General features: G+C 68.8%; 21 protein-coding genes and 1 pseudogene. 11 read left to right on the top strand and 11 right to left on the bottom strand.

Annotation, left to right across the window (positions count from 1 at the left end; translation table 11 throughout):
* Positions 1-30 precede the first annotated feature (30 nt).
* The 5 genes from AC3ANS_RS05450 (at position 31) to AC3ANS_RS05430 (ending at position 4,873) form a co-directional block, all read left to right on the top strand.
* The gene (locus tag AC3ANS_RS05450; RefSeq protein WP_488295151.1) at positions 31-177 is read left to right on the top strand and encodes a hypothetical protein; all 147 of its coding nucleotides are present in this window, start codon (positions 31-33) and stop codon (positions 175-177) included.
* Between the two features lie 82 nt (positions 178-259).
* Entirely contained in the window at positions 260-1,333 is a 1,074-nt protein-coding gene (locus AC3ANS_RS05445; RefSeq protein WP_488295150.1) for a glycosyltransferase, read from the top strand.
* Positions 1,334-1,468: 135 nt separating this feature from the next.
* Positions 1,469-2,095: a succinate dehydrogenase cytochrome b subunit gene (locus tag AC3ANS_RS05440; RefSeq protein WP_488295149.1), complete on the top strand. Its 627-nt coding sequence runs from the start codon at positions 1,469-1,471 to the stop codon at positions 2,093-2,095.
* Positions 2,096-2,108: 13 nt separating this feature from the next.
* Complete coding sequence (locus tag AC3ANS_RS05435) at positions 2,109-4,133, top strand: fumarate reductase/succinate dehydrogenase flavoprotein subunit (RefSeq protein ID WP_488295148.1); 2,025 nt, start codon at positions 2,109-2,111, stop codon at positions 4,131-4,133.
* The gene (locus AC3ANS_RS05430; protein WP_488295147.1) at positions 4,130-4,873 is read left to right on the top strand and encodes a succinate dehydrogenase/fumarate reductase iron-sulfur subunit; all 744 of its coding nucleotides are present in this window, start codon (positions 4,130-4,132) and stop codon (positions 4,871-4,873) included. The genes AC3ANS_RS05435 and AC3ANS_RS05430 overlap by 4 nt, the downstream gene beginning before the upstream one ends.
* A gap of 50 nt (positions 4,874-4,923) precedes the next feature.
* On the opposite strand, the gene AC3ANS_RS05425 is transcribed toward AC3ANS_RS05430, so the two are convergent.
* From AC3ANS_RS05425 to trpS, 5 genes are all read right to left on the bottom strand, one after another.
* Positions 4,924-5,985, bottom strand: a complete 1,062-nt coding sequence (locus AC3ANS_RS05425; RefSeq protein WP_488295146.1) for a TIGR03032 family protein — start codon at positions 5,983-5,985, stop codon at positions 4,924-4,926.
* Positions 5,982-7,823: an ELWxxDGT repeat protein gene (locus tag AC3ANS_RS05420; RefSeq protein ID WP_488295145.1), complete on the bottom strand. Its 1,842-nt coding sequence runs from the start codon at positions 7,821-7,823 to the stop codon at positions 5,982-5,984. Before AC3ANS_RS05420 ends, AC3ANS_RS05425 begins: the two co-directional genes overlap by 4 nt.
* A gap of 88 nt (positions 7,824-7,911) precedes the next feature.
* Positions 7,912-8,958 carry a YihY/virulence factor BrkB family protein gene (locus AC3ANS_RS05415; RefSeq protein ID WP_488295144.1) on the bottom strand — a complete coding sequence of 349 codons (1,047 nt, stop codon included), beginning with the start codon at positions 8,956-8,958 and terminating at the stop codon, positions 7,912-7,914.
* On the bottom strand, positions 8,958-9,482 hold the full coding sequence (locus AC3ANS_RS05410) for a 2'-5' RNA ligase family protein (protein WP_488295143.1): 525 nt from the start codon (positions 9,480-9,482) through the stop codon (positions 8,958-8,960). The genes AC3ANS_RS05415 and AC3ANS_RS05410 overlap by 1 nt, the downstream gene beginning before the upstream one ends.
* Before the next feature lie 10 nt (positions 9,483-9,492).
* Positions 9,493-10,560: a tryptophan--tRNA ligase gene (gene trpS, locus AC3ANS_RS05405; protein WP_488295142.1), complete on the bottom strand. Its 1,068-nt coding sequence runs from the start codon at positions 10,558-10,560 to the stop codon at positions 9,493-9,495.
* Positions 10,561-10,640: 80 nt separating this feature from the next.
* Between trpS and AC3ANS_RS05400 the strand changes: the two are divergent.
* Positions 10,641-11,618: pseudogene (locus AC3ANS_RS05400) on the top strand (GNAT family N-acetyltransferase); the annotation flags it as partial.
* 74 nt (positions 11,619-11,692) lie between these two features.
* Here the strand turns inward: AC3ANS_RS05400 and AC3ANS_RS05395 are convergent.
* The 3 genes from AC3ANS_RS05395 to AC3ANS_RS05385 all read right to left on the bottom strand — a co-directional run bounded on the left by AC3ANS_RS05395 (position 11,693) and on the right by AC3ANS_RS05385 (position 15,194).
* The gene (locus AC3ANS_RS05395) at positions 11,693-12,928 is read right to left on the bottom strand and encodes an MFS transporter (RefSeq protein ID WP_488295141.1); all 1,236 of its coding nucleotides are present in this window, start codon (positions 12,926-12,928) and stop codon (positions 11,693-11,695) included.
* A gap of 62 nt (positions 12,929-12,990) precedes the next feature.
* Positions 12,991-13,827 carry an SDR family oxidoreductase gene (locus AC3ANS_RS05390; protein WP_488295140.1) on the bottom strand — a complete coding sequence of 279 codons (837 nt, stop codon included), beginning with the start codon at positions 13,825-13,827 and terminating at the stop codon, positions 12,991-12,993.
* Positions 13,824-15,194: a cytochrome P450 gene (locus AC3ANS_RS05385; protein ID WP_488295139.1), complete on the bottom strand. Its 1,371-nt coding sequence runs from the start codon at positions 15,192-15,194 to the stop codon at positions 13,824-13,826. Before AC3ANS_RS05385 ends, AC3ANS_RS05390 begins: the two co-directional genes overlap by 4 nt.
* A gap of 112 nt (positions 15,195-15,306) precedes the next feature.
* Here AC3ANS_RS05385 and AC3ANS_RS05380 point away from each other — a divergent pair, with 112 nt between their 5' ends.
* Complete coding sequence (locus AC3ANS_RS05380) at positions 15,307-15,918, top strand: TetR/AcrR family transcriptional regulator (protein WP_488295138.1); 612 nt, start codon at positions 15,307-15,309, stop codon at positions 15,916-15,918.
* 163 nt (positions 15,919-16,081) lie between these two features.
* Here AC3ANS_RS05380 and AC3ANS_RS05375 read toward each other — a convergent pair whose 3' ends face one another.
* From AC3ANS_RS05375 to AC3ANS_RS05365, 3 genes are read right to left on the bottom strand one after another with little or no spacing between them, the layout of a single operon-like run.
* Complete coding sequence (locus AC3ANS_RS05375; RefSeq protein ID WP_488295137.1) at positions 16,082-17,542, bottom strand: HesA/MoeB/ThiF family protein; 1,461 nt, start codon at positions 17,540-17,542, stop codon at positions 16,082-16,084.
* 19 nt (positions 17,543-17,561) lie between these two features.
* Positions 17,562-17,942 carry a hypothetical protein gene (locus AC3ANS_RS05370; RefSeq protein WP_488295136.1) on the bottom strand — a complete coding sequence of 127 codons (381 nt, stop codon included), beginning with the start codon at positions 17,940-17,942 and terminating at the stop codon, positions 17,562-17,564.
* Positions 17,939-18,373 (bottom strand): hypothetical protein, encoded by a 435-nt coding sequence (locus tag AC3ANS_RS05365; RefSeq protein WP_488295135.1) that lies wholly within the window; start codon positions 18,371-18,373, stop codon positions 17,939-17,941. The genes AC3ANS_RS05370 and AC3ANS_RS05365 overlap by 4 nt, the downstream gene beginning before the upstream one ends.
* Positions 18,374-18,558: 185 nt before the next feature.
* On the opposite strand from AC3ANS_RS05365, the gene AC3ANS_RS05360 reads away from it, so the two are divergent.
* Genes AC3ANS_RS05360 through AC3ANS_RS05345 form a run of 4 tightly spaced genes read left to right on the top strand, consistent with a single transcriptional unit; the run spans position 18,559 to position 23,008 of the window.
* Positions 18,559-18,930 carry a hypothetical protein gene (locus AC3ANS_RS05360; RefSeq protein ID WP_488295134.1) on the top strand — a complete coding sequence of 124 codons (372 nt, stop codon included), beginning with the start codon at positions 18,559-18,561 and terminating at the stop codon, positions 18,928-18,930.
* Positions 18,927-19,919, top strand: a complete 993-nt coding sequence (locus AC3ANS_RS05355; RefSeq protein ID WP_488295133.1) for a hypothetical protein — start codon at positions 18,927-18,929, stop codon at positions 19,917-19,919. The genes AC3ANS_RS05360 and AC3ANS_RS05355 overlap by 4 nt, the downstream gene beginning before the upstream one ends.
* A gap of 3 nt (positions 19,920-19,922) precedes the next feature.
* Positions 19,923-21,227, top strand: coding sequence for a hypothetical protein (locus AC3ANS_RS05350; protein ID WP_488295132.1), 1,305 nt, complete (start codon positions 19,923-19,925; stop codon positions 21,225-21,227).
* Entirely contained in the window at positions 21,224-23,008 is a 1,785-nt protein-coding gene (locus AC3ANS_RS05345; protein WP_488295131.1) for an ATP-binding protein, read from the top strand. Before AC3ANS_RS05350 ends, AC3ANS_RS05345 begins: the two co-directional genes overlap by 4 nt.
* Positions 23,009-23,083 lie beyond the last annotated feature (75 nt).

Raw genomic sequence — 23,083 nt, 5'->3', positions numbered from 1 at the left:
GGTGTCGGAGGTGGAGCTCGGGGAGGTGTGATGAACGGTTCGACGGAGGTGCAGTCGAGGCGGGCGGCGATCGCCCGCGCGGTCGTGACGATCCTGCTGGTGACGATCGTCGTCGGCGCGGCGCTCGGGGGTGCGACGTACGTCGTCTCGCGGGCGCTGGTCGACATGTTGTCGTAGTCGCGCGGGGGCCCGGGCGAGGTTCACGCGACATCCACCTGGAGGCAGCGGCCCGGACACCACCCGGAGGCACCGTGGCGGCATGCGGATCGCGCTGGTGACCGAGACGTTCTTCCCCGCGGTGGATGGCACGACGACCACGGTGAAGGCCGTGGCCGACCGCCTGGTGGGAGCCGGGCACACGGTGCAGGTGATCGCGCCCGGCCCGGGCATTGCGTCGTACGGCGCCAGCGAGGTCGTCCGGATCCGGCCGCTGGAGCGCACCGGTGGGCAGGTGCGCTCTGCGCTCGAGCGGTTCGGGCCGGACCTGGTGCACGTGACCTCGCCGGGCCCCGTCGGGCGCAAGGCCCTCAAGCACGCCGACCGGCTCGGCGTCCCCGCCCTCGTGGTGGAGCAGTCGCCGCTGCTCGACGTGACCGCGGACTACTGGCGGAGCCGGGTGGCCGAACGCGCCGACCGGGTGCTGGTGACCTCCCGCTGGATGGTGGGCCGGCTCGCCGAGTTCGAGGTCGAGGCCGGTTGGTGGGCGCCCGGGGTGGACACCGCGGCCTTCACCCCCGCGCTGCGCGACGAGTGGTTGCACGACCGGTGGTCGCGGGCGCGGTCGCGCACCCGCCCGCTCGTCGTGGTGGGCTACGTGGGGAGCCTGCGCAAGCGTCACGACGTACGCCGGCTCGCGGCCCTCTCCACGGTGCCCGGCATCCGCCCGGTGATCGTGGGCGACGGCCCCCAGCGCGGCTGGCTCGAGGCGCGCCTGCCCGAGGCGAAGTTCACCGGCGAGCTGCCGACCGGTGAGCTGACCGCGGTGCTGCCCAGCCTGGACGTGCTGGTCCACCCCGGTGAGCACGAGACCTGCAGCCACGCGCTGCGCGAGGCCGGCGCTGCGGGGGTGCCGGTCGTGGCACCCCGGTCCGGGGGCGCCCCGGACGTCGTACGGCACCTGGAGACGGGGCTGCTCTACGACCCGACGGACGACCACGCGCTGGCCCGGGTGGTGGCGGCCGTGGCCGCCGACCGGCGGCGGGACCTGCTCGGATCGAGGGCGCGCGAGCTCGCGACCCGCACCTGGCACGACGCCGTCGACGAGCTCGTCGAGGCCCACTATCGCCCGCTGACGGTCCCGAACGCGGGGACGAAGGTCCTGAATTCTCCCTAATCCGACCTATGTCACACACTCGGGTGGGGCTACCGACCAGTAGCCCAGGTAGCGTGTCGCAACGTGGCAACGACGACCTTGGTCAAGGGGGCGCGAGCATCACGCTCGACGATCACCCTGAAGATTCTGATGGCCGTGAGCGGCCTCCTGTTCATCGCCTTCGTGCTGATGCACATGTACGGCAACCTCAAGGCCTTCGGTGGCCATGACACGTACAACGCATACGCGGAGCACCTGCGCACCTTCGGTGAGCCGATCCTCCCGCGCGAGGGTCTGCTGTGGATCCTCCGCCTCGGCCTGCTCGTGGCGCTCGCCCTGCACGTCTACAGCGCGCTGGCGCTGTGGCACCGCTCGGGCAAGGCGCGCACGAACAAGTACGTCGTGAAGAAGAACCTCGGCTCGAGCTTCTCCTCCCGCACGATGCGCTGGGGCGGCGTCACGCTGCTGCTCTTCGTCGTGTGGCACCTGCTCCACTTCACCGTCGTGAAGATCAACCCCACCGGCGGAGCGACCAACGACCCCTACAACCTGGTCGTCGACTCCTTCCAGCAGTGGTGGATGACGATCATCTACCTGGTCGCGATGGCAGCCCTGGGCCTGCACCTGCACCACGGCACGTGGAGCTCTCTCCAGACGCTCGGCTGGACCAGCACCGCGCGGGCGCGCGTCCGCGCCAAGATCGCCGGCTGGGTGGTCGCGATCGTCATCGCAGGCGGCTTCTCGCTGGTGCCCCTGTTCGTCCTCTTCGGCGTCATCGACTAAGGAGTCGTTGTTCATGGCATCCTCCCTCGACCCCTCCCACAGCACCCCGACGAACCAGCCACCGGTGCAGGTCTCCGACGACGCTCAGGGCTACTACGCACCGGGTGACCCGCTGGTCGACCCGCGCACGCCGACCGGCCCGATCCGGGACCGCTGGACCAACCGCAAGTTCGACAACCGGCTGGTCAACCCCGCGAACCGCCGCAAGCTCTCGATCATCATCGTGGGCACCGGCCTGGCCGGCGGCGCGGCCGCCGCCACGCTCGGCGAGGCCGGCTACAACGTCAAGTCGTTCTGCTACCAGGACTCCCCTCGCCGCGCGCACTCGATCGCGGCGCAGGGCGGCATCAACGCCGCGAAGAACTACAAGGAGGACGGTGACTCGACCCACCGTCTCTTCTACGACACGGTCAAGGGCGGCGACTACCGCTCTCGTGAGTCGAACGTGTACCGCCTGGCCGAGGTCAGCGCGAACATCATCGACCAGTGCGTCGCGCAGGGCGTCCCGTTCGCCCGCGAGTACGGCGGACTCCTCGACAACCGCTCGTTCGGTGGCGTCCAGGTGTCTCGTACCTTCTACGCCCGCGGGCAGACCGGCCAGCAGCTGCTGATCGGTGCCTACCAGGCGATGGAGCGTCAGGTCGCGGCCGGCACGGTCACCGAGTACACCCGCCACGAGATGCTCGAGCTGATCGTGGCCGACGGCCGGGCGCGCGGCATCATCGCCCGCGACATGGTCACCGGTGAGATCGAGACCCACCTCGCCGACGTCGTGGTGCTCGCCAGTGGCGGCTACGGCAACGTCTTCTACCTGTCGACGAACGCCATGGGCTCCAACGTGACCGCCACCTGGCGGGCGCACCGCAAGGGCGCGTACTTCGCGAACCCCTGCTACACGCAGATCCACCCGACCTGCATCCCGGTCGCGGGCTCGCACCAGTCGAAGCTCACCCTGATGTCGGAGTCGCTGCGCAACGACGGCCGGATCTGGGTGCCGAAGAACAAGGCCGACTGCGAGAAGGACCCCCGCCAGATCCCCGAGGAGGACCGCGACTACTACCTGGAGCGGATCTACCCGGCGTTCGGCAACCTGGTCCCCCGCGACATCGCGTCACGCGGTGCGAAGAACGTGTGCGACGAGGGTCGCGGTGTCGGCCCCGAGGTCGACGGCGTCCGGCGTGGCGTCTACCTCGACTTCGCCGACTCGATCGCCCGCCTCGGTGAGGACGCCGTCCGTGAGAAGTACGGCAACCTCTTCGACATGTACAAGCAGATCACGGGCGAGAACCCCTACGAGGTGCCGATGCGGATCTACCCCGCCGTGCACTACACGATGGGCGGGCTGTGGGTCGACTACGACCTGCAGGCCTCGATCCCCGGCCTGTTCGTCACCGGTGAGGCCAACTTCTCCGACCACGGCGCCAACCGCCTCGGCGCCTCGGCGCTGATGCAGGGGCTGGCCGACGGCTACTTCGTGCTGCCGAACACCATCCGCGAGTACCTCGCCGACGGCCCGTTCGACAAGATCGACGAGAGCCACCCGGCGGTCGCCGAGGCCAAGAAGTCGGTCGAGGACCGCGTCCAGCACTTCCTCAGCACCAACGGCACCCGCAGCGTCGACTCCTACCACCGCGAGCTCGGCAACATCATGTGGGAGTACTGCGGCATGGAGCGCACGGAGGACGGCCTGAAGAAGGCCATCGACCTCATCCGCAGCCTGCGGGACGACTTCTGGCGCAACGTGAAGGTCCTCGGCACCGCCGAGAGCCTGAACCAGTCGCTGGAGAAGGCCGGCCGGGTGGCCGACTTCTTCGAGCTCGGCGAGCTCATGTGCGTCGACGCTCTCAACCGCCGCGAGTCCTGCGGCGGGCACTTCCGGGCTGAGTCCCAGACCGAGGACGGCGAGGCCCTGCGCCACGACGACCAGTTCGCGTACGTCGCGGCCTGGGAGTTCGGCGGTGACGGTGCACTGCCTGTCCTGCACAAGGAAGACCTCGTCTACACGGCCATCGAGATGAAGCAGCGGAGCTACAAGTGAAGGTCACTCTCAAGATCTGGCGGCAGCCGGACGCCGCGTCCTCGGGCGCGATGCACACCTACGAGGTCGACCAGGTCTCCGAGGACATGTCGTTCCTCGAGATGCTCGACGTCCTCAACGAGCAGCTGAACGGCCAGGGCGAGGACCCGGTGGCGTTCGACTCCGACTGTCGCGAGGGCATCTGCGGCATGTGCGGCCTGATGATCAACGGTCAGGCGCACGGTCCGGAGGTCACCACGACCTGCCAGCTGCACATGCGCTCGTTCAAGGACGGCGACGAGATCGTCGTCGAGCCGTGGCGTGCGGACGCGTTCCCGGTGCTCAAGGACCTGGTCGTCGACCGCGGGGCGCTGGACCGGATGATCCAGGCCGGCGGCTTCATCTCCGTCAACACCGGCGCGGCACCCGAGGCCCACTCGGTGCCGGTCCCCCGCGACGACGCGGTCCGTGCGTTCAACGCCGCGGCCTGCATCGGCTGCGGGGCGTGCGTCGCGGCCTGCCCGAACGGGTCGGCGTCGCTGTTCCTGGGCGCCAAGGTCACCCACCTCGGCGAGCTCCCGCAGGGCCAGCCCGAGCGTCACTCCCGCGTGGTGGACATGGTCGCCCAGCACGACCACGAGGGCTTCGGTGGCTGCACCAACATCGGTGAGTGCGCGGCCGCGTGCCCCAAGGAGATCCCGCTCGACGTGATCTCCCAGCTCAACCGCGACCTGCGTACCGCTCTGGTCCACGGTCACTGATCCCTTTCAACGTTGACCCGCCCGAGACTTTCGGGCGGGTCAACGTCATTTCAGGACGGCAGCAGCCAGATCTCCTCGTCGCCGCCGAGCGTCGGGCAGCGCGCGCCGGGGACCGCCTGTACGTCGAAGATCTCGGTCACGCCCGTCTCGAACTGGAGCGTGGCAACGGTGTTCCCGGTGGCCAGCTCGATCACCCCGACCCCGCACACCAGCTGGTCGTGGTGCGCAGCGATCGGCGCACCGCCGAAGATCGCGGTCTCGCGGATCTTCGACAGGCCCACGAAGGCGAGCCCACCCTGCAGGGCGAGGCCGCGGGCATAGCCCGGGACCGCCGCGATCGCCTCGCGCTGCCCGGTCGCCGGGTCGACCCGCTCGAGCCGGCCCATGCCGGAGTTGAGCACGAACAGGCCACCGTCATACCAACGCGGTGAGTGCGGCATGGCGAGGCCGGTGGTCACGGGCTCGCCCGAGGCGACGTCGAGCACGGCGCCGCTGTCGTTGCGCACGGCCCGCCAGCCGGCGGGCTCGTCGGTCTGCGCCATCACGGTGACGAACGCGGGTGCCCCCTCGCGCATCGCCACGCCGTTGAGGTGGCACCGGTCCTCAGCGGCGAGCCCGGAGATGAACGGCGGCCGCCACCGCGGGACGAAGCTGTAGCGCGAGTCGAGGCCCGCCAAGCAGGAGAAGCTCGTGTTCACGACCCACAGCTCCGGCTGGCCCGCGTCGGTGGTGCCCCACGCGACCTCGTGGCACTGGATCGACCCGGTGACGATCGAGGTGCGCGGCAGCCAGCACCGGTCGTGGCGACCGGCGGGCGCGATCAGCGGCGCGAGCTCGGCATGGTCGCGCAGCGACCAGACCTGGCCCTTGCCCCCGACCGCGATCCGGTCCGTCCCGACTGCGATGCCCATGGCCTGGTCGAACCGGCGGAACGAGAAGGTCGGCTGGCCCTCGTGCACGCCGATGGCGAAGAGCTGCCCGGCCTGGTAGGTCGAGACCAGCAGCGAGCAACCAGCCTCCTCGAGAACCTGCGCGAAGGTGGTGCTGTGCCGGAACCGGACCTCGGTCGCATCACCCGCAGCACTGGCCCCAGAACTGGCCCCAGCGCTCACCGCAGCCTCAGTGCGTACCGGCGGACCACGCTGCTGCCCTCGCCTCCGCACGGCGTGAACGTGAAGCGCGCCCGGACCACCAGCTCGCCGGTCTTCCTCAGCTCCTGCAGGCCGGCCGCAGTGGGCTTGAGCGTCACCACGACCTCACCGGCGCGGCTCACGTCGGTCCGCGACCGTCTGATCTCGGACCTCGCCCCCGGGGCGACCGTCAGGGTGCCGGCGCCGTCGACCGCGACCTTCAACCGCAGCGTGCCCGCGTCGGTGTCGGGCTTCCCCTCGTCGCTGACCGTGAACCCGCCACCCCGGTTGATGTCGGCGACCAGGTGGGTGCCCGCCGCGGTGCCGTCGGACGTCCAGAGCTCACTGCCGTGGACGCCGTCGTCGGCTCGGAAGAACACGTTCCGGCCGAGGGCGGCGAGCGAGCCCGGACCCTCGCCGGACCCGGACGGTTCGATGTCGTCGACCATCGTGGTCCCCGCCCCGGTCCCGTCAGACCTCCACAGCTCCCGGCCGTGGAAGCCGTCCCCCGCGACGAAGAACGCCGTGCCGGCTCCGTTGACCAAGGAGTACGGCGAGCTGCTGTAGACGTCCGGGGCGATGTCCTTGACCAGGACGGTGCCTGCCGCGGAGCCGTCAGACTTCCACAGCTCGTAGCCGTGGACCCCGTCGTCCGCGCGGAAGAACAGGGTCCCGCCGACGTCGGTCAGTCCCGTGGCGCCGTAGTCGGACTGCTTGCCGGGGTTGATGCTCTTCACCAGGACCGTGCCCGCCTCGGAGCCGTCGGAGGCCCAGAGCGACCGCCCGTTGGTGCCGTCGTCGGCGGTGAAGAACACGGTGCCACCCGACTCGGTCAGGTAGCTCGGGCGCGACGACCCGGCGCCGGGGTTGATGTTCTTCACCAGGACGGTCCCCGCTGCGGTCCCGTCCGACTTCCACAGCTCAGCTCCGTGGACGCCGTCTCGGGCGGTGAAGAACACCGTGCCTCCGCTGGCGGCGAACCCTCCGGGCGTCCCGCCGTACTGCCCCGGGCGGATCTCCTTGACCATCGACGTGCCCGCGCGGGTGCCGTCGGACTTCCACAGCTCCTGACCGTGGGTGCCGTCGTCGGCGGAGAAGAACAGCCTGCCCGCCGACGCGGTCAGGCCGGACGGTCCGTTGTCGTAGTAGCCGCCGGACGGGAGGTTCGTGAGCATGACGGTGCCGGCGCGGGTGCCGTCGGACTTCCACAGCTCCCGGCCGTGGGTGCCGTCGTCGGCGGTGAAGAACAACGTGTCCCCCACCGCCGTGAGTGCGGCCGGTCCGCCGTACTCGGAGTCGTCATGGCTGATGTCCTTGACGAGCACGGTGCCGGCGGTGGTCCCGTCGGACTTCCACAGCTCCCGGCCGTGGGTGCCGTCGTCGGCGGAGAAGAACAACGTGCCGCCCACGGCGGTGAGCTGGGAGGGCCGGTCGTAGTAGCCGTCGGTGGCGGCCAGGTCCTTGACCAGCACGGTGCCGGCGGTGGTCCCGTCCGAGGTCCACAACGCTCGCCCGTGCACTCCGTCGTCGGCGATGAAGAAGACCGCACCGCCCATCCCGACGATGTCCGAGGGCGAGCTCCCCGGCGTCGCGACGTCGCCGCCGCACTGCCCGCGGGCGCCAGAGGCGTTCGCGGGAGCGGCGTTCGCGAGACGAGCGGAGGCCGGCCCTGGCATCGCCCCCAGCCCGGCCAGACCGACCGCGGCCGCTGTCGCTGCGCCGGCAGCCCGGCTCATCCGAGCCCGCCGCCGGTGTCCCTTGGCTCGGGCGACCTTGAGCCGCAGTGCCTGATCGCGGGCAGTTCGACGCCGACGACTCATGTCCGACCTCCGATACCGAGACGTGCCAGGGATGCTACGCACTGGGACGCGGCCGGAGGCGATTTGGTTGCCTCTCGCGCGCCGCCGGTCAGCGTCGCCTCGACCGTCTGTTCCAGACGGCCACGATCCCCAGCGTGCTCACCGCGCCCGCGACGTACGACGGGAGCCAGGTGGGCCCCGAGACGGGCTCCGCCCGCGCGGCGACCGGCGGCGAGGGCGGGCCTTGCACGGGTGGCGCCTCCTCGACCACCCGGGCGGCTCGGGCCTCGGGTGCGGTGTGGGCGAACGCGGCGGCGTACAGGACGACGCGGGAGAAGTAGTTGATCCACACCAGGACGATCAGCGCGATGCCGAAGGCCTGGAACGCGGGCTGGTCCTTGGTGGACTGCAGGAGGTACTTCGACACCTGCTTGAGCGCCTCGAAGCCCAGGGCGCCGAACAGCGCCCCCTGCCACAGCGAGCGCCGCGGGGTGTGTGGCTCGGCCGGCAGCCGGAAGACCAGGTAGAACAGCAGCGCGTTGGCGGCGAGCCCCAGCACCACCGTCACCAGCGTGACGATCCAGCCGAGGTCCGCGCCGAGCGCGAACCACCCGATGACGTCACCGGAGAAGCCGCTGACGAAGCCGGTCACGGCGACCGCGACGAGCAGCACGACGCCGAGCGAGGCCAGCGTGAGGAGGTCGCGGAGCTTGCCCCCGACGAACCCGGGCTGGTCCCGCTCGGGGATCTCGAAGACCACGACAAGGGCGTCGCGCAGCGCCGAGACCCAGCTGAGCCCGGAGTAGAGGACACCGGCGAGACCGATCAGGCCGGCCCAGCCGGAGAACGTCCGGATGTCGTCGAGGGAGAGCTGGTCTGGGCGGGTGCCGATGATGCCGGGCAGGACGGTGTTGATCGCCGAGCGCAGGTTCTCGTCGGCGCCGTCGTAGACCTGGGAGACCAGGCCCACCAAGAAGAACGACAGGGCGAGGATCGGGAAGAACGACAGGAACGCGAAGTACGTCATCGCGCCGGCCTGCTGGCCGGCCTTCACGGCGCCGTAGTGCTCCTGCATCCGCACCAGGTGGTCGACCAGCGGGCGCCGCCGCCGCAGCGCGGCGACCCGCTCCCCGGCCCGCCGCCCGACCGACGCCATCAGCGCGCCTGGGCCGCCCGCAGCGGGAAGTCGCGCGTGGGCCGCCAACCGTCGCGGTCGTCGTGCACGTAGAGGTGGAAGCGCTCGGCCTCGAACTGGCACTCGAAGCCCGCGAGCTCGCCGAAGGCCTGGTCGAGCAGGTCGTCCTCGAGGTGGTGGGCGATCGTCACGTGGGGGTGGTAGGGGTACTGCAGGTCGACCTCGAGCGGGCCCCGGCGCAGCGCCTTCGCGAGCTGCTCGCATCGGGAGATGCCCTCGACGAGGCTGACGAACACGACCGGGGAGACGGGGCGGAACGTGCCGGTGCCCCGCAGGTGGACCCGGAACGAGCCGGTCTCGGCCGCCACCTCCTCGAGGTGCTTCTCGACCTCGGCCAGGTGCAGGCCGTCGATGTCGGTCGGCGGCACCAGCGTGATGTGGGTCGGGATCATCGCCGCCGTGTGGTCGCCGACGTCCCTCCGGTAGTCCTGGAGCTGGGACGCCCAGGGCTCGGGGATCGCGACCGCTACGCCAATCGTCGGCACGTGGGAGACCCTACTGGCCGACCGGGACGAAGCCGACCCGCTGGTAGACGTCGCTCAGCGTGCTCCGGGCGACCGCGCCGGCCTGCTCTGCGCCCTGGCGCAGCACGTCGGTGAGGTACGCCTGGTCGTCGAGGAGCTCGAGGGTGCGCTCACGGAACGGCGTCACGAACTCGACCACCACCTCGGCCAGGTCCTTCTTGAGGTCGCCGTAGCCGCGCCCGGCGTACTCCTGCTCGATGTCGGCGACCGCGCGTCCGGTGAGCGCCGAGTAGATCGTCAGCAGGTTGCTGACGCCCGGCTTGGTCTCCACGTCGAACCGGACCTCCGAGCCCGAGTCGGTCACCGCGGAGCGGATCTTCTTCGCCGACACCTTGGGGTCGTCGAGCATCTCAACGATGCCTGAGGGCGAGGACGCCGACTTGGACATCTTCGCCGTGGGGTCCTGCAGGTCGGTGATCTTCGCCGTGGCCTTGAGGATGTAGGGCTCGGGCAGCCGGAACGTCTTCTTGTAGCGGCTGTTGAACCGCTGCGCGAGGTCGCGGGTGAGCTCGAGGTGCTGGCGCTGGTCCTCTCCCACCGGCACGTAGTGCGGCCGGTAGAGCAGGATGTCGGCCGCCTGGAGGATCGGGTAGGTGAACAGCCCGACGCTCGCCGCGCCCTCCCCGCCCTTGGCCGACTTGTCCTTGAACTGCGTCATCCGGCGCGCCTCGCCGAAGCCGGTCAGGCACTGCAGCACCCAGCCCAGCTGGGCGTGCTCGGGGACCTGCGACTGCACGAAGATCGCGGACCGCTCGGGCTGGATGCCCATCGCGATCAGCTGGGCGGCGGCCCGCAGCGTGCGCTCGCGCAGCACCTTCGGGTCCTGCTCGACCGTGATCGCGTGCAGGTCGGCGATGAAGAAGAACGGCTGGTACTCGTCCTGCAGGTCCACCCACTGCCGCAGCGCGCCGAGGTAGTTGCCGAAGTGGAACGAGTCGGCCGTCGGCTGGATGCCGGAGAGCACCCGCGGGCGGGCGGTGGTAGCGCCCTGCGCAGCTGCCGAGACCTCGGGTGCGGTCGTGGTGGACATGGTCGACATTCTCGCCCATGGCGGTCGGCGGGCCGGCATCCGGGGTTAACGGTTTGCCGCCCCTCCGCGGCCACTGAGAGGGTTCCGGCATGCCCGCCCCCACCCTCACCGACGGCATCGTGACGCTCCGGGGCCACCGGCCCGCCGACGCGCAGGGATCTTTCGAGCAGTGCCAGGACCCGTCCTCTCAGCGGTGGACGACGGTGCCGGTGCCGTACTCGATGGACGACGCACGGAGCTTCGTGGAGGAGTTCTGCCCCGCGCGCTGGGGCGATGACTCGGAGTGGGTGTTCGCGGTCGAGCACGAGGGGCGGTACGCCGGCACGGTCTCGCTCCGCAACGAGGGCTCGGGCCGCGCCGAGATCGCCTACGGGTCGCACCCCGCCGTCCGCGGCACCGGGGTGGTCGAGCGCGCGCTGCGGCTCCTGCTCGACTGGGGCTTCGAGACGCGCGACCTGCACACGGTGATGTGGAGGGCCAACGTCGGCAACTGGGCCTCCCGCAAGGTGGCCTGGCGGCTCGGGTTCTCCTACGACGGGACGATCCGCCGGTGGCTTCCACAGCGCGGCGAGCTCATCGACGGATGGATCGGGACGCTGCTGCGCGACGACCCCCGCGAGCCGCGCACGACCTGGCTGCAGAACCCCGTCATCGACGGCGACGGGGTGCGGCTGAGGCCCTTCACCGATGCCGACGTGACGCGGATCGCCGAGGGGCTGGGCGACCAGGACACCCAGTACTGGCTGTCCTTCTTCCCCCGCGACCCGGGCGAGGCCGAGGCGCGTGCCTACCTGGAGCAGGTCACCGAGCGGCTCGCGACCAACCACACGGTCACGTGGGCGGTCTGCACGCCTGACGACGACACCCTGCTCGGCGCTGTCGGTCTCCACCGGGTCGCCACCGAGCCCGAGGTGGGCTACTGGACGCACCCGGCCGCCCGCAATCGCGGCATCGCGAGCCGCGCGGCCGGACTCGCGATCCGGCACGGGTTCGAGACCCTCGGGCTCCAGCGGCTCGCGGCGTACGCCGCAGCACCCAACCTCGCCTCGCTGCGAGTGCTCGAGGACAACGGGATGCGGCGTACGGGCGTGCAGCGCCGGGCCGCGCACACCGGGGACGGCACGCCGATCGACCTGGTGGGCTACGACCTGCTGGCCGAGGAGTACTCCGGAGCGACCTCGTCGCGCCGGTGGAGCGAGGCCGACCAGAGCAGCACGGCCACGCCCACCACCGAGAGCGCGCCCCCCACGAGCGCCGGCGCCCGGTAGCCGTAGCCGGCGGCGATCACGACCCCGCCGAGCCAGGCGCCCAACGCGTTGGCGAGGTTGAGCGAGGCGTGGTTCATGGCCGCGCCCAGCGTCTGGGCCTCTCCCGAGACGGCCATCAGCCGCAGCTGGAGGTTGATCACCAGCACCGAGCCGATCGCGGTGACCAGGAACACCGCGGGCAGCAGCAGCCAGCCGTACGGCGCGGCCGCCCACACGACCAGCATCACCAGGCCGGACCCGATGCCGGACCCGATCAGCGTCCGGAACACCGACCACTCGGCCAGCCGCCCGGCCAGCCAGGTGCCGGCGACCATGCCGAAGCCGAAGGCCGCGGTGAAGACCGGGACCGCACCCTCGGACAGCCCGCCGACCTCGGTGACCGTCGGCGCGATGTAGGAGTAGACGGCGAACAGCCCGCCGAAGCCCACCGCACCCGCAAGGAGCGTCAGCATCGCCTGGCCGTTGCGGAAGAACAGCAGCTCGCGCCGGCCGGTGGCTGCCGGGTTGCCCGGGCAGGAGGGCACGAAGAACAGGATCATCACGATCGAGGCCGCCGCGATCGCCGCGGTCGACACGTAGGCCGCGCGCCACCCGGCCTGCTGACCGAGCCAGGTCGCGGCCGGCACGCCGATGACGTTGGCGACCGAGAGACCGAGCATCACCGACGCGACCGCACGCCCCTTGCGCGCGGGCGGCGCCAGGCTCGCCGCCACCAACGAGGCGACACCGAAGTAGGCGCCGTGCGGCAGGCCGTCGAGGAACCGCGCCAGGAGCAGCACGCCGTACCCGCTGGCGAGCGCACTGAGCAGGTTGAAGCCGGCGTACACCGCCATCAGGCCGATCAGCAGTCCCCGGCGCGGCAGCTTGGCGCCGAACACGGCGATCAGCGGCGCGCCCACCACCACCCCGACGGCGTACGCCGAGATCAGGTGCCCGGCGCTCGGGATCGAGACGTCGACCCCGTCGGCGATCTGGGGCAGCAGGCCCATCGTCACGAACTCCGTGGTGCCGATCGCGAAGCCGCCGAGTGCGAGCGCGAGGACCGCCAGTGCGAAGTGGGAGGCCCGAGTGCTCGGGGTCAGCCCGGTCGCGGGCGCGGTCGTCGTCATCAGGGGCGCCCTTCCGGTCGTCGTGGCACTGCCTGAGTGTGCAACCGGACGTGCGGTGGCGCCTATTCCGCGCCGCGTCGGGCGCGAGCCTCGTAGGCGGCCCGCGCCGCCGGGTCGGCCTGCCGCAGCACGTCGGAAGCACCGTTCAGCTTGGCCAAGGTGTCCTGCACCCGCCGCGGCATCGCCTGGATCGTCTTGGTCGGGCCCTGCACCCAGCGCGGCACCCAGACCTCGGCCTTGGGCTTGCGCACGACGCTCTCGATCACCTCCGCGACGTCGTCGGCGGTGACCGGGGCGACGCCCTTCGCGGCGGGCACGCCGGCGGACAGCTCGGTCTGCACGACGGTCGGCAGCACCACGGAGACGTCGATGCCGAACGGCGCGAGCTCGGCCCGCGTGGCCTCGCTGAAACCGACGACCGCGAACTTCGAGGCGGAGTACGACGCCCCGTCGGCCACCGCGAGCCGCCCGACCGCCGAGGCGACGTTGACGATGTGCCCGCGCCCGCGCTCCACCATCCCGGGGCCGACGGCCTTGGTGCCGTTGATCGGGCCGTGCACGTTGACGTCGAAGATCGCGCGGGTCACCTCGTCGGGCTCCTTGAGCACCGAGCCGAGCGGCATGATGCCGGCGTTGTTGACCAGCACGTCCCAGGGACCGAGGTGACCGACCGCGGCGAGGAACTCCCGCCACGAGGCCGGGTCGGTGACGTCGAGGCGGGCGGTGGCGACGCGTTCGCCGTACGGCGCGGCGACCTCCTGCAGCAGCGCCGTGTCGAGGTCGCCGACGGCGACCGAGGCGCCCTGGCGGGCGAAGCGTTCGACGGTCGCTCTGCCGATCCCGCGGGCGCCGCCCGTCACGATGATGGACAGTCCGGCGATCTGGCGGTGAGCGGTCATCGTTCTCTCCTGGTGCTGACGAGGTCGATCGGCTGGCCGTCCTTCGGGAACGGCAGCGAGTGGTTGTCGAAGGGCGGCACGTAGCCAGGGTCGACGCTCCAGCGGTGGTCGCGCAGAAGCCGGTGCAGGATCGCCTTGACCTCCATGCCGGCGAAGTACAGCCCGATGCACTTGTGCACGCCGCCGCCGAACGGCTCCCAGGCGTAGCGGTGCGAGTGGTCCTCGCGCCGGTCGGGCGAGAAGCGCTCGGGGTCGAACGTCATCGGGTCGGTCCAGTACTCCTCCATCAGGTGGGAGAACTGCACGCCGACCATCACGTCGGTCCCGGCCGGGATGCGGCAGCCCTGGACGACGGTGTCCTTGACGGCCCGCCTGACCAGGACCGGCACCGGCGCGTGCAGCCGCAGCGCCTCCTTCATCACCCAGTCGAGAGCCTGGAGGCTCTCGAGCTCGGCAAGCGTGGGCTCGGGGCCGAGCGCGAGGGCCTCGGCCCGGCACCGCTCCTGCCACGCGGGGTGCTGACCGAGGAGCTGCAGGATCGTGGAGGTGGTGATCGTGGAGGTGTCGTGGGCCGCCATCATCAAGAAGACCATGTGGTTGACGACGTCGTCGTCGCTGAACCGCTCGCCGTCCTCGCTCTCGATGTGGCAGAGCACCGAGAAGATGTCGTCGGTGCGGGTCGCTCGCTTGGCCGGCAGGTAGTGCCGCAGGAACTCCTCGAGCACCGCACGGCCTCGATGGGCGCGACCCCACCGGGTGAACGGCACGTTGGCGCGCACGACGCCGGCGGCGGCCTGGACGCAGGCGACGAAGGCACGGTTGACCCGGTCCATCTCGGCCCGGCTGGTCTCCCCTGCGCCGCCCATGAAGATGTCCGCGGCGATGTCGAGCGTCAGCTGTTTGAGCGCCGGGTAGGCCTGGAAGTCGGGATCGTCATCCCACGCTGCCGTGCCCGCCGCGATCGCAGGATGCATGCGCGTGGCGTACGTCGCGAGCCGGTCGCGGGTGAAGGCCTCCTGCATGATCCGCCGGTGGCCGTGGTGCTCCTCGAAGTCGAGCAGCATCAGGCCGCGGTTGAAGAACGGGCCGACGATCCGGCCCCAGGCCGGCTCGTTGGCGAACGCCTTGTCCTTGTTGCGCAGCGCCTCCTCGCAGGCGTCGGGGCCGAGCAGCATCACCCCGGTGCCCAGCACGGCGCGGAACGGCGAGACCGCGCCGTACGTCTCCCACTGGTGCCGAAAGACCCCGAGGGGGTCGCGGGTGTAGTCGAGGAACCGCCCGACGACTGGGAGACCGCGGTCGCCCGGCCTCAGTGGTGGCACCTCGCGCACGTCCGACGGCACCTCGATCGCGGCCCGGTCCGCCATGGTGACTCCTCGTGTCCTCTCGGTCCCCGCAGGCCACGATGATTCAGGAAGGGCATCCTGTCAATGTCTGGCATCGGCCGGCACGGCAGTGCCCCGTGAGAGGCTGACCAGCATGGCCGTGCAGGCAGGTGTGTACCGCGGCGTTCCCGCCGCGACGCGGGCAGCCGCGCGCCGGGAACGGCTGATGGAGGCCACGCTCGCGGTCTGGGCCGACCCCGCGGTCACCACCACGATGACCCGGATCTGCGCCGAGGCCGGCCTGAGCGAGCGGTACTTCTACGAGAGCTTCCGCACCCTCGACGACGCGCTGACCGCAGTGCTCGACGCGGTCGCGTTGGAGATCGAGGAGCTCGCCACGGCCGCGGCCGACGGGTGCGGTGACGATCCGGCCGAGCGGGTGCGCGCCTCGGTGCGGGCGTTCGTCGACCTGCTGGTCGAGGACCCCCGCAAGGGCCGGGTCGCGATCATCGAGGCGGGTGCTCTGCCCGCACTGCGACACCGCCGCACCGAGCTGCTGCACCACTTCGCGCACCGCTCCGCCGAGGAGGCCCGCGTGCTCGCGGGCGGTCCGGGGCGCAGCGAGCACGACGACGAGATCGCGGGCGTGCTGTTCATCGGCGGGATGGCCGAGCTGATCACCCGGTGGCTCACCGGCACCCTCGAGGCCACCCCCGAGGAGATCGTCGACGCCGCCTCGCGCAGCTTCCTGGGGTTCTACCGCTGAGCCGCTCCGGGCCCGGCCGCGCCGCTCTGGTTGGGGGCCTGGTCGGGCGGGCATTCCGCCCAGAATGACGCGGGTGCTCTACGCCGAGGCTAAGTGTGAGTTCACACGGGTCCGGCAACGACTCCGAATGTCGGGTAGCCCTCAGCGCCCTCGGCCAGTGGTGCTAGTTCAGGCGGGAGATAGCGCGCTGCAGTCGGTCCTCGATCACCGAGAGGACACGAAGGCGAAGGGGGGCTGGTCGCTCCTTTCGCTTGGCAACGGCTTCGCGCCAGTCGTCTCGGTGCTCAACGATTGGGATGCGCCCATCCCCGACTGCGGTCGCGTTTTCATAGGGGCAATAAGTGCCTGAGGTCGCTGTGGAGTGTTCAAGGGTGTGGGACGAGAGGATGTAACGCAAAGGTGCGGGTACGCCGCGGTGTCCGGGGTTTGCCGTGAGGCTGACGAACTGGGCCAGAAGTGCGGCGCTGACGCTCGCGGACAGAGACGCGACGTTCTGCCGAGAGGGCTCCTCACGTCCTGCGCCGGCGATGTACTCCGGGTTCTCGAGTAGACCTTGCTTGTCGAGGGCTACGTCGCCGAGGACGAGTTGGCCGAGACAGACCATGCACGGACGCTTGGGGACGAGCGTGTGTGAACGCCAGATCCCGTTGCGCATGCGGTGGTCGGGGAAGGTGTCGAGGGCAATGCCGCCGTCGATGACTGGGATGAGATCGGCGTAGGCGATAGCGTTGAGAACGGCCCGAGGCCATGGGCGGTCGACACAGGAGAAGATCACGTCGTAGTCGAGTGCGGCTTGCAGTCCGATGGGATCGGTGATGCTGAGCTCGTGTCGGCGGATGTCGATTGACTCCGCGGTTGCAGACGATCGTGTGAGGCGGGCAGCAACGTCTGTCTTGGATCGTCCAAGGGCGGCATCAAGGCGTGTGGCGCCGATCATTCGGTCCAGGTTCACGGTCTCTACGGCGTCGTAGTCCATGAGACCGACGGTTGCGATGCCTGTCGCGGCGAGGCGCTGTGCGATGTCGAGTCCAACGCTGCCGGTGCCGACGACGAGGACGCGGAGGCGCGCGATGGATCCCTGAGTGCGCTCGCCCCACGAGGAGACGGTGCGTTCCTGGGAGTTGGTCACGGTGGGCACCGGGCGCAGATCGTCGTTCCAGGTTACGGCGAGCTTCGTGGAGACAGTCCGTACCGACTCGGCCCAGGTCGGCGCGGTCTTGTCGAACCAGAATCGAGCCGACCAGGAAGTGTCGCGCCCGCCGAGCGTCATACCCAAAAGGGGCATCTTGGTCATGGCGCGAGCGACACGTTCGTATTCCGACTCGGTCTCATGGTCCATGTGGCTCAGGTATTGCCAGCCGCGGCCGCCGGGGTGGGAGTGCAGTAGCACGAGCCCGTGTCCCAGCGCGCGGGCCTGGTTCGAGGCGCGCAGGACGTATCCGCTGGTGAACGAGGCGTTCCCGTGGACGAGGCGCTCCCCTTCACCCGGCAGGACCAAAGTCCTGAGGAGCGCGGTTGTGCGCTCGTCACCGGTGGAGAGAACGTAGGTGGCGATGAGCACATCCTCTTGGCTGTCGTCGCGGATCAGGTGGACGCGCATGGCCTCGGCGACCTCGCCGGTCATCGCCACGGAGTACCGCACCTTAGGCAGCCTTCGAGACGGCGATGGAGATGAAGCCGCGAACGTGCCGGAGCCACGCGAGCGCCGGGGGCGTCGACATGTCGGTGAAGGTGAATTCCCGGGAGTGTCGATTCCATCCGGGCGGGCAGTCTGTCTCGTCCATATTTGTAGCCTCGAAGGCGATCGACGCGGGCAGGTGGATCCAGTGCGGCGGAACCATCGGCCAGCTCTGCACCTCGGACATGCTGACGCCTGTCGTCACGATCTGTCCGTTGACGGCTCCACCGACGGCCATAACGTCGTACAGAATCCGCTCGCCATCGATCCGGGCAGGGGCGCCTGCAGCGGTCAAGTCGTCGACGAACTGCTGGGTTGCTGCGGTCGGAAGGGGTGTGTCGGTCACGCGACACCGCCGACGCGCTTGGCGGTGACGAACTCGTCGCCGTTCTTGATCGTCACGATCTGCTCGTCCCGGAACGTCTCGGGCTCGCTACCGTCCCGGACGCGCGCCAGGTCGTAGCCGATCGGGTCGACGCCAGCGAGGCAGAGCAGAGCAGCCGCGGCCTGGTCGTCGTCGTAGGTGGTGTGCGGTTCGCCGTCGATGGTGAACCGGATCTTCTGGCGGGTGACGAACTGCTCGCCGTCCTTGAGGTTGACGATTCGGGCATCGGCGATCTTCTCTTCGACGCCGTTGCGCTTGACGAGGAAGAGGTCCCAGGTCTTCGGCTCACGACCAGCCAGGCGCAGCAGCGACCCTGCTTCCTGGTCGTTGTCGCGGATGGGGTAGCTCGTGCCGTCGATGGTTACGTGGATCGGTGCAGGTGTGGGGGTCATGGGACCCTCCTTCCTATTGGTGTCATTGCGTCCCGCCGGGGACGGGACCTTTCACCCCTCCATGACGTCGCACCGCGGCCAGCTGTCCGGGGAAGCCGTCCAGGACTTTTCTCGCCACAAGCCGCCGCGACCAAGCCGCCGCGGCTAGGGTGGCGGCGGATTGCGGCGCCCGGGAGGAGACGGAGGTGGCCAGGAAGCGGCACGCTACGTACGTCGCACCGACTGGACCGCCTTCGCCCCCATTCCTGCCCGAGGTCGGCGACCTGTACTGGGTCGACACGTTGCTCTACACCGCCTCAGATTCGGCGCCGCGGCGACCCGCTGTCGTGCTCGAGGTTCCCGACCCGCCCCACAGCCCGATCCGGATCGCAACGCGCACGACCAATCTCAAGGTCCGTGGAGTACCCCATGCAGCGCAGCCACAGTGGCTCCTCGAGGAGGGCATGTTCTCTGACCTGAACCACGTCAAGAAGGACGAGTGGTGCGCACCGCGGGTGTCGCTGATTGCGCCGATCGACACCGAAACGCTGGCCGCAGTCAAGGATCGATTCGAATGACCGCGTGGACAGAACTCAGCGAGACCGGGCAGCTTGGCGAGTTGGGGGCCAAGGCGCTCTACCGCGCCGTGCTGGTCACCGCCTTGGCACACAACTTCCCGCCCCCGCCGGGCAGCGATCGCTGGGATGAGGCAGCAGTCGCTGATACAGCGCACGACTTCCTGACTGGACCTCGCGGCCTGGCACGGATGACAGAACTCGCGTTGCGGGCTGACGACGACCGCTCGTTTGCTCGACTACTCGACGCCGCGGTGCTGAACCGCTTGCGCGACGTCGCGCGCCGAACCGACCGAGGTCGGCTCATCCGTCGCATCAAGGAGGTCATGTCGGATGACGATGTCTTCAGCCGTGCCCCACAAGGCCAGGACTGGTGGCACCTCACAGGGGAAACACCAGTGGCTAGCTCGCTCCCCCTGGCCGACATAGCTCCGCACCTCACCGGAGTCGAGGTCGTGGTTCCGCGCTGGAACAGCGAGGAACGCAATGCACCCGTGGCCGACCGTCGCACCTTGCGTGATCTGCTCTCCACGGCACTCACGGCTGCAGGAGGGGCGCTCACGGACACCGACCTTGCCGAGCTGGTCGCAAGACGCATCGACACCCGTCGCTCCCCGCTCACGGTGGAGTTGGAGACCCTGGAAGGAGTCGCCGAACCTCCGACGCTCGCGCCGCAGCCCGCAGACCTCGTCATTGGACATGCTGAGGCGACTGCCATCTTCAACAATTTGAGTGATGTAGCCCGCATCGTCCTCTCCGTTGCCGACCAGCCGGTTCGCGAGATCGGCCTCGCAGTCGGCATGGGCAAGTCGCAGGCAGCGACATATCGCCAGCGTCTCTATGACGACCTACGCAATACGCTGGACGCGTCCGGCGACGCGCTTGGCGTCCTCGAGGACCTCACGGGATTGTGCGCGGACTGGGTTCGAACACGGACAACCGGCGACGGTGCGACGTCCATGGAGAAGCATGCTGACGAAGGTGGTGACTGAGGCATGAGCGACCACCCGACCTCCCAGGAGCTGTTCGATGCAGCCGGTCACAATGCAACTGACGCCACGGCTCGACACATCGCCAGTTGTTTGCGGTGCCAGGTATTCGTCTCAAGGTTGAGCGAGACCGAGCTGGCTATCGACCCATCGCCGGCGACGGCGTCGGCGCTGTGCGAGCATTCGCCGACCGTACGGGTGCTTGCTGCAGCGCCGGCCGACGTTCAGCCTGCCGAAGGCGATGTCTGGCGCACACAGGCACCTGGATCCCTTCTGCTGTGGATCCGGAGGATCATTGATAGCGAGACAGTTGACGCAATACCCCTGACCCTCGACCTAACCCTCGCGGACAATATGTCTCTGATCGTTGGATCGGACAGAGCGTCGTGGGCATGCGACACAGTTCTGCTGCTGGACTACCGGAGCCACGTCCACATCGACGCCTTGGCTGCAAAGGTCGGGTATCTCGACGCTAGGTCTACGGTTCAACGCATTCTTGTCGGCGATCAGTCGCTTGATCCTCATGCCACGGGCCTCCCTATCCATGATTCGGCCGACCAGAGGCTTGAGTACCGCGACCTGCTGCGCCTCGAACTCAGCACCTACGCGCCGAGCATCTGGACCGAATCGCATCCTCCGACCCCCGAGTACTGGAATGTACCTCGCGACGAGCTCAGCTTGCGTCTAGATGGAATTGCGTTCTTCGAATGGTCTGGGCTTCCCCGAGTTCTCGCGCCGGGTGTCGAGTTGATCCCCTGCCTGCGAAGCACGTATCTGGGCTCGACCGTGCTGATCTGCAGGCTTACTGATCCCGGCTTCTTGGGAAGCACCCCCCGCATCATCGACGCCTGCAGAAGCATCGTCGCCGAAGAACATGACGCAGACGCGGTAGCGGTCTTTGCCGCAAGTGAGAGCCAAGACTCAGTCGTCGTTAGGCGAGCCGACATGCGCCACGCGATCGGTCTACCGAGCGGCGCACCGGCCGAACCGGGACCGTATTTGGCTGACCTGCCGCTTGTGGACATTCTGTTCAAGCACTTTGACCGCTACGCCTTCGCGATCTCCTGGTCAGCCGACGATCAGATGCCCGAACTGAAGCAACGAGACCTTGGCACGGTCGCTTCGGAACAAGTTCGCAACGCAGCTGAGCTTGTGGCCGGACGGGCGCGCGCGGCGCGCCAACTGGCGAAGACACGTGGATACGACGCGGCCGTTCACAACGTGAGCGCGGTAGAGGCGCTCGTTCTTAGCGCATTGCGCGGCGATATCAATGTTGCACTCCAGCGCCTGACGGAGGACGACGACCGATGATCCGACGGCTGATCCTTGAAAACTGGCGGAACTACGAGAACGCCGACCTATGCCTGTCGAAGGGAACGACCTTCGTGGTGGCATCAAACGGTGTCGGCAAGACGTCCTTTGTCGAGGCAGCCCGTTGGGCCCTATTCGGATCAAAGCTGCCAACCAGTCCGGCGCGAATCGGAACAGAACGCACGAGCGCCAGCGTCGAGGTCGTTCTTCCAGACAGAACCGTTTTGACCGCATCGCGCGTCTGGGATGCCCGAAAGACCAGGCCAGTCCACCAACTGGCATTGGCTCGAGATGGCCGGGAGCTCTCGATGCCGGCGTGGGAGGAGCTTTGCGTCGAGGTCTACGGTTGCAGCACCGAACTGCTTGAACGGCTCACGATGCCCGAACCGGGATCGAGCGGACCGTCGAGCCTTGGCCTTCACGAGCACCTCTGCGCGCTGTACGGAGTTGACGATCTCAGCAATGCGGCCGTTCGCCTGAGTATGGAACTGAAGTCGGTCGCTAAAGAGATTGCAGGCGTCAAGAACGCGAACGCCGTGAGGGCCGCGGAGTTCGACGCATTGCGAACCGAGGTTGCTGTGGCCGCGACACGACTGACCGTGGCCCGACGTGGCGTTGCCGACGCCGAAGGAGCATTAACCCTCTCACGCCAACGCGACCAGCAGATAGAACGAGCACAAGCCCGAACCTCCGAAAAGGCCCTAGTCGATGACGCACTCGGCCAACTGCTTCAACGTCTCGCTGACCTCCTTGGAGAACCTGTCACAGCAGATCGCGTCAGCGATGTTCTGGGGCAACGTTTGGCTGATGCCCGAAGCAACCTCGAAGCTCTGCGTCTGGAACTGCAACTCGTGTCGAGCCGCAGGCACGACATCGAACGCGACCTCGCCAGCCTCGACGCGGCACCCAGTGATTGCCCCACATGTCGTCGCCCGCTAGACAGCGAGACGAGGGAGCACGCACATGCGCTGTGGAGAAGCGAATTGACGGACCTCGATGCGCGCGAGCTCGCAGCTGGTCGCGCGGAGCCTCGCGCGGTCGCACGAGTCACAAACCTTGAGCAAGCACAACGAGAGCTTGCAACCGTCGAACAGCGGTACACGGCGCTCGCCGTCCCCGGCGACGAACGGATCGTTGAGGCTCCGCCCAGCGAAGAGGCGACCCAGCAGTACCGAGCAGCAGCCGAGGCTGAGGCGCTTGCCAAACAAGGACACGAACGTGCTGAACTCGCGTTGCAGGAGGCGCGCGAGGCAGACGAGAACATGAGGAAGCTCGAAGGTCTCTTCACTAGGGAAGCCCAATTCGAGATCGCTAAGACCGCCATCGAGGCAACGCGGGAGGAAGTGCTTAGCGAGGTCGTAGAACCGCTCGCTGAGGCGATGAACGTTCGCTGGGCGAGCCTCTTCCCGAATCGGGGCAATGTGACTACGGAGCCGGATGGAACGATCGCTCGTAGCGTCGGTAAGTACGATCTGACCTTCGAATCGTTCAGCACCGCGGAAAGCACGGCGGCAGTGATCATCATGCGTCTGCTCGTTGCCCAGATGACCACCAGCGCAAATTTTGCATGGTTCGATGAACCGCTCGAGCACCTTGATCCTGACGTCCGACGAAACGTCGCCAGCTTGCTGACCAAGATCACAGCCGACGGCGCACTAGACCAGGTCGTCGTCACCACTTACGAGGAGAACCTCGCTCGAACCTTGCACGAACGATCGCCCAGTAGGACAAGGTTGCTTGACGTGCGACAAGAGGCTCCTGCTGACGATCGGTCTGCCTGAGGCCACGCAAGAGAGTCAGCCGGTTGAGGCAGTGAACCCTCAGCCAACTCGTGACCCGCGTCTTATCGGCTCCCT

It is taken from the genome of Nocardia sp. 149-1B (assembly GCF_057747975.1).
Note: the sequence above shows the minus strand (reverse complement) of the source record. Positions and strands in the feature narration are given on the sequence as shown.